Below are 6,572 nucleotides of genomic sequence, written 5' to 3'. Positions count from 1 at the left end.
GCTCCAGCATGAAGGTTGAATCAGAACCGCAGTGATTTGGGAATCCCACGACTCCCATAAATCTCATCCCGCTCTAGAATTGCTCTGGTTCGGTTTTGGATGGCGACCTGATCGGGTTCTGGAAGAGAAATTCCGTGCAAGCCTCACCGGCAGATATCCTGACGAGCTCGAAATCGAACCGTTTCTTCAGGAAATCGATCACGGCCTGGTCTTCGGCAAACTCCATAGGCCAGCCGCCCAGCCAGTCGCGGATATCGGTCATGTAGCTCATGCCGCGACCTTTTTTCTTTTGGTGGATCTGCTTCACAAGCGAGGGCAGTTGAAGTGGATTGCGACCGAGCCCGAAGCGCCAGATGTACCAATATTCCATCCACCGCCTTTGACGAGGGTTGGCGCGGTTGTATCGCCGTTTCACGTCAAGCCAGAATTCCGCCGAAGGTTTCACCACATTCGACGAATAGAGAGCAATGAAGAAGAGACCGCCGGGCGCAACCGTGCGCACCGCATTTTCGATAGCTTGCCACATGGCACCTGTGTGGTGGAGTACGCCCCAGGAATAGACGAGATTCCAGGTGCCTAGCTTCTCCAGATAGTCGGCGTCGAGCACGTCGCCGCGTTCGACGGTCCAGTTCGGCGGGTCACCGGCCAATTGGCGCAGCTTGCCGGTTGTGCTTACCGAAAGCGGGTCAAAATCGAAGGAATGTATCCTATCCGCTTTTGCGTCCAAGGCGGCAAGCGAGTGCAGTCCGCTGCCGCTGCCGATATCGAGAAAGTCGAACCCTTCGAGGCTCTGTTTGCCGAGGAAGGACAAGAGCTTCTCCGCCGCCATCCGACGGCGTTCAGCCGAGTAGTGCTTGTCGATGAACGACGCCCAATTGGCTCCGAACTCGTATCGGTTCGATGATGGATTTCCTGCAAACGTCATTCTGCGGCTCGGTGCCCGGCTTCGATGATTTCCATCATATGAGCGGTAACTTTCTGAATATCATAGCGCTGTTCGGCAATCGATCGACTGTTCCTGGCCATGCATTCGGCTTCATTCGGGTTGTCGATCAGGCGGATCATAGCCTCCGCCAATGGGGCCGTGACACCGACCGGCACCAGCAGGCCGTTCACGCCGGGGACGATCGGCGCGCGACAACCCGGCGCATCTGTCGTGATCACCGGGCGCCCCATTGCCATAGCCTCCAGGACAGATCGCGACGTACCCTCGCGATAGGACGGAAGCACGAAGATACGCGAATCGGCGATCACTCGACGGACGTCTTCGACAGCCCCGTGATAGTGGATGGTTCCGTCCGCGACGGCTGCCTCAACTTCCGATACTGGAAATCCCGCGGGATTTGGATCCGTATCGCCGACCAGGTCGAAACGAGCTTCAGGTCGAATTGCCTTAACCAGCCTCGCCGCACCTAGATATTCGCCGAGGCCTTTGTCGCGAAGCAGGCGTGCGATCATAAGAAATCGCGGTTTCTCCGGTAATGGCACAACTTTGAATCGATCGAGGTCTACCCCTGAACCGTTGGCGACATTGGCTGGTGTGCGTCCGAGCAGTCCCAGACGACGGAAGTCATCTCGGTCATCGTCGTTCTGGAAGGTGGCCGTGGTGGCAACACGCAGGCTCGCGGCATAGAGAAGCCGGGCCACCGCATTGACCATCCTCCACCGTAGAGATTTGTGACGGTCCGTGAACGCATAGCCGAGGCCCGTGACAAGCGCGTGCCGGCGCGGTACCCCCGCAATCAGCGCCGCGGGCATGCCATAGACGATCGGCTTGATCGCGCAGGTCAGCACGGCCCGGGGTTTGAGCTCTCGTAGCTTCCTGTGAAGACGAAAAGCCAACAGCGTATCGCCGAATGGCGCAATAGCGGCACGCTCCATGGGCAATGGGTGAAAACGGATGCCGTTCTCGGTCAGCCAACCAACGGTCATGGCATCGACTGGCGCCAGGGCATGTACTTCGTATCCGGCTGTGCGCAACGCGAGCAGAAGATGTCCCCGCGTGGTTGCAAGGGATTTTGGTTCGCTCACGACAACAACGATACGATCCATATGGCGATACGTGCGTTGATCAAGCACTATTTTGAGTGGAGACTTCCCGCTTCGCAACTACACATCGTTGAATTCGCGTGCAGCCTGCCATACAAGCTCACTCATAAGCGACCTTGGGAAATCCGCGGATGTCCGAACGCATCGCCGTTATCGGCCTGGGATATGTCGGCCTGCCGGTAGCCGTCGCGTTTGGGAAGGTTTTCCCGGGCACGATTGCTTTCGATATCAGCGAACGCCGGATCGAGGAACTGCGTCGCGGTGTCGATCGCACGGGAGAGGTCGACACGGCGGCGCTCAAGGACTCCTCGATCGCGCTTACGACCGACCGGGAGATGTTGAAAGGCGCGACTTTCTTCATCGTTGCCGTGCCAACACCTATCGACATCAACCGTGCTCCCGATCTTGCGCCTTTGAAACTGGCATCCGAGCTTGTCGGCGAAGCGGTGAGCAAAGGCGCGGTCGTCGTTTTCGAATCGACGGTCTATCCAGGCGTGACCGAGGATTTTTGCGGGCCGATCATCGAGCATACGTCCGGCCTGCGGCACCCTCATGATTTCGCGCTCGGCTATTCGCCTGAAAGGGCAAACCCGGGCGATCGGGAACACTCGCTGCGACGGATCATCAAAGTCGTCTCCGGTGAGAACGCCGAGACGCTGGAGCGCGTGGCCGGCGTCTATGGCAGCATCATCGATGCCGGCGTCTACCGCGCACCGTCGATCAAGGTGGCCGAAGCAGCGAAGGTTATCGAGAACACGCAGCGCGACCTCAACATCGCGCTGATGAATGAACTGGCCATGATCTTCGCGCGGCTTGATATCCGGACGCAGGATGTCCTTGATGCCGCATCGACAAAATGGAACTTCCTTCCTTTCAAGCCGGGCTTCGTCGGCGGCCACTGCATCGGCGTCGATCCGTATTACCTGACTGCCAAAGCCGAGGCCGAAGGCTATCACCCGCAGATTATCCTCGCCGGCCGCCGCATCAATGACGGCATGGGAGCCTTCGTTGCCCAACAGGTCGTCAAACAGCTGATCCGCTCGGACATACCTGTCAAAGGGGCTTCAGTCGGCATTCTCGGACTGACCTTCAAGGAGGACGTGCCGGATTTGCGCAACAGCCGCGTTTTCGGCATGGTCAAGGAACTGAGGCAGTTCGGAATTGTCCCTAAAGTCCACGATCCCCTCGCCGATGCCGAATCCGCTCGACGCGACCATGGCGAAACGATCCTGCCGCTCGATGAGATAACTGATTTGCAGGCGCTTGTTTTGGCGGTACCTCACAAGGTTTATCTCACAAGCGAGAGAGCGCGTCTTTTTCAAATGATCAGGCCAGGAGGAACGCTGTTCGACATCAAGTCTGCTATCAAACCGCATGAAATTTCTGACAATCTAAAGTATTGGAGTCTGTAAGGCTCGGCCTGAATTTAACACTGGGATATACCGTGACATTAAGCAGGTCGATTCCGATCGCCGACGCAGCCTGCAAGAGTCAGGCGCGGCTCGACCGGCTGAACGCATTGGTTTGGGGACTTCTATCGAGCATCGGCCAAGGCTTCGGTCTTTCGGAAAGGACATGGTGGGAAGCTTATGAACGCGCGTTATGATTTCGGCCGCAACTGGTCCGAGCTTGCCGCGCGCTTCGAGGACGAGCATCTGGATCGGGCTTGCGAGGATCTTCGCCGCCTGGTGGGAGATCTGGAGGGGAAGACATTTCTGGACATGGGTTGCGGATCGGGCCTGCATTCAGCGGCCGCTCTTCGGCTGGGGGCAGCGAAGGTTCACGCCGTTGACTATGACGCGGGCTGTGTCGAAACAACCAAGGCCGTGCTTTCTCGCTTCGCGCCGGAAGCCGAATGGAGTGTGAAGCGAGCCGATATCCTCGACAGGGCGTCGCTTCCAACCGGAACATTCGACGTCGTCTATTCGTGGGGCGTCCTGCATCACACGGGAGACATGTGGGCGGCGATCAGCAACGCAGCCGGCCTCGTTGGTCACGGAGGAAGGTTTGGCATTGCGATCTACCTGAAGACACCCCTTTGCGGACTGTGGACAGTCGAAAAAAGGCTCTACTCCTCCCATCGGTGGCTACGGCCCCCGGTCAAAGCGCTATTTGTCTCGGCCTACATGTTGGCAAGGACGCTGCGCCATCGGGACACGATCTCATTTGTAAAGAGCTATCGCGCGCGCCGAGGCATGGAGTTCCTGGCGGATGTCGACGACTGGCTAGGCGGCTATCCCTATCAATCCACCACAGTCGAAGAGTTGGAGACGTCCGTCGAAAAACTTGGGTTTCGCACGAAGCAACGCTTCAATGTGGCGCCTGGAGTTGGCCTCTTCGGCACCGGCTGTGGTGAATGGTGTTTCGAGCGAATGAATTCATAGCGGCCGGTTTCCTCCTCTGATTTCGCGATAGAGAGAAGATCCGAGCCAGGTCATTGTGGAGCAGAAACGCCGGATGTGCGGTATCGTCGGCATTGTGGGTGGAGCAGCCGCGACCAGCAGCGGCCCGTTCAGCGTGCGCTGTATGGCGGACATGATCCGGCATCGCGGACCGGACGGCGACGGCGTCTGGACTGACGCCGAGGCCGGCGTTGCGCTCAGTCAACGCCGACTGTCGATCATCGACCTGTCGTCGGCCGGCGCGCAGCCGATGCTTTCGCATAGCGGTCGCCATGTCATCGTCTTCAATGGGGAAATCTACAATCACGGCGAGATGCGGACGCATCTCGATCGGGAATTCGGCGCTCATGCCTGGCGCGGCCATTCCGACACCGAGACCTTTCTGGCCGCGATCGAAGAGCTTGGAATAAAAAGGGCTCTCGAATTGGCCGTCGGCATGTTTGCTTTTGGGTTGTGGGACCGGCGGGAGAGAACGCTCATTCTCGGACGCGATCGCCTCGGGGAAAAGCCTTTATATTATGGCCGGATCGGCAAGGCCTTCGCGTTTGCTTCGGAACTCAAGGCCTTTCGACCGCTGCCGGATTGGCGCCCGGACATCGACCGGAATGCGCTGGCTTTGCTGATGCGCCACAACTACATCCCCGCCCCTTACTGCATTTACCAAGGCATTCGGAAATTGAGACCCGGCCACCTCCTCGTCCTTTCCGACCCGATGCGTGAGCCACACGTCGAGAGCTATTGGAGCGCCAGGGAAGTCGCTGAACAAGGCCAGCGCGATCCTTTTCAAGGGAGCCCCGAAGAGGCGGTCGACGAGGTCGAGCGTCATCTTCGCCGCGCGCTCGAAGGGCAGATGATCGCGGACGTTCCGCTCGGCGCCTTCCTCTCGGGCGGCATCGATTCTTCCGCCATCGTAGCGGTCATGCAGTCGATCAGTTCGCGACCGGTGCGGACCTTCACGATCGGATTTGACGAAGCGGGCTACAACGAGGCCGGCCATGCCCAGCAAGTAGCGCGCCACCTCGGCACCGACCATACGGAACTTTATCTCAGCGAGCGGGACGCGCTAGAGGTTGTGCCCCAACTGCCCGGCATTTATTGCGAGCCTTTCTCCGACTCCTCGCAAATCCCGACATTCCTCGTCTCCAAACTGGCGCGTGGCAGCGTTACCGTGGCTTTGTCGGGCGATGGCGGCGACGAGCTGTTCTCCGGCTACACGCGCTACGCACTCGCCGATGCGTTATGGAACAAGCTTTCCCGCATCCCGACGGGGCTGCGCCGCGCGTCGGCCAGCTTGGCGACACTGGCCTCGCCCGATCTCTACAACAATGTCGCGGGCGGGATCATGCCGCTTCTGCCGCAGCGCCTGCGCCGCGAGCGCGTCGGCGACAAGATCCACAAGGCGGCGTCGGTTCTTTCGCTGCGAACCATGGACGATGTCTACCGTCGCCTCTGCTCGCACTGGGAAGCGACCGAGATCATCCCGGACGCAGCCGAGCCGCCTACCATGCTGACGGGATTGGAGGCGCTTCCAGCGTTGCCGGGCAACGTCGAGCGGATGATGTACATTGATATGATGAGCTATTTGCCGGACGACATCCTGGTAAAGGTTGATCGCGCGGCAATGGCAGTCAGCCTCGAGACCCGCGTGCCACTGCTTGACCATCGCCTGATAAGCTTTGCACTTTCGCTACCGCTTCCCATCCTGCGAGCCGGCAGCCAGACAAAGTGGCCGCTCAGGCAACTGCTTTACCGACATGTTCCGAAGGCGCTTGTCGAACGTCCGAAAATGGGCTTCGGCGTGCCCATCGACGCCTGGTTGCGCGGCGCGCTTCGCGAATGGGCGGAGGCGCTGCTCGACGAACGTCGATTGCGGGAAGACGGTTTCTTTCGGCCCGAGGCAATCCGGCGCGCGTGGTCGGAACACCTCTCCGGACACCGTAACAACCAGTATCTGCTTTGGGACGTCTTGATGTTCCAATCCTGGCGGGAAGCAACCCAGGGAGCTTCATCGGCGGTCGCGGCCTGAACAGGCATCAGGGCCAGGGTTTTTTGCCTGTCCACTCATGCAGCCGGATGGCGAGCGAGACGGTTCCGCACTATCAGATACCTAAGCAAGCAGCT

General features: G+C 59.2%; 5 protein-coding genes. 3 read left to right on the top strand and 2 right to left on the bottom strand.

Annotated elements, in window-relative coordinates:
- Positions 1-73: 73 nt before the first annotated feature.
- Positions 74-925: a class I SAM-dependent methyltransferase gene (locus tag LB543_RS19695; protein WP_224615256.1), complete on the bottom strand. Its 852-nt coding sequence runs from the start codon at positions 923-925 to the stop codon at positions 74-76.
- Positions 922-2,052, bottom strand: a complete 1,131-nt coding sequence (locus LB543_RS19690) for a glycosyltransferase family 4 protein (RefSeq protein ID WP_224615255.1) — start codon at positions 2,050-2,052, stop codon at positions 922-924. Before LB543_RS19690 ends, LB543_RS19695 begins: the two co-directional genes overlap by 4 nt.
- A 128-nt stretch (positions 2,053-2,180) precedes the next feature.
- Between LB543_RS19690 and LB543_RS19685 the strand changes: the two genes are divergently transcribed.
- The 3 genes from LB543_RS19685 (at position 2,181) to asnB (ending at position 6,477) form a co-directional block, all read left to right on the top strand.
- Entirely contained in the window at positions 2,181-3,461 is a 1,281-nt protein-coding gene (locus LB543_RS19685) for a nucleotide sugar dehydrogenase (protein WP_224615254.1), read from the top strand.
- Positions 3,462-3,638: 177 nt separating this feature from the next.
- Positions 3,639-4,433: a class I SAM-dependent methyltransferase gene (locus LB543_RS19680; protein WP_140765153.1), complete on the top strand. Its 795-nt coding sequence runs from the start codon at positions 3,639-3,641 to the stop codon at positions 4,431-4,433.
- 73 nt (positions 4,434-4,506) lie between these two features.
- Positions 4,507-6,477: an asparagine synthase (glutamine-hydrolyzing) gene (gene asnB / locus LB543_RS19675; RefSeq protein ID WP_224615253.1), complete on the top strand. Its 1,971-nt coding sequence runs from the start codon at positions 4,507-4,509 to the stop codon at positions 6,475-6,477.
- Positions 6,478-6,572: the final 95 nt, after the last annotated feature.

The sequence above is a fragment of the Mesorhizobium sp. ESP7-2 genome (assembly GCF_020164715.1).
In the GTDB taxonomy this organism is placed as follows: Bacteria; Pseudomonadota; Alphaproteobacteria; order Rhizobiales; family Rhizobiaceae; genus Mesorhizobium.
This window is presented reverse-complemented; position numbering and strand designations above follow the sequence as displayed.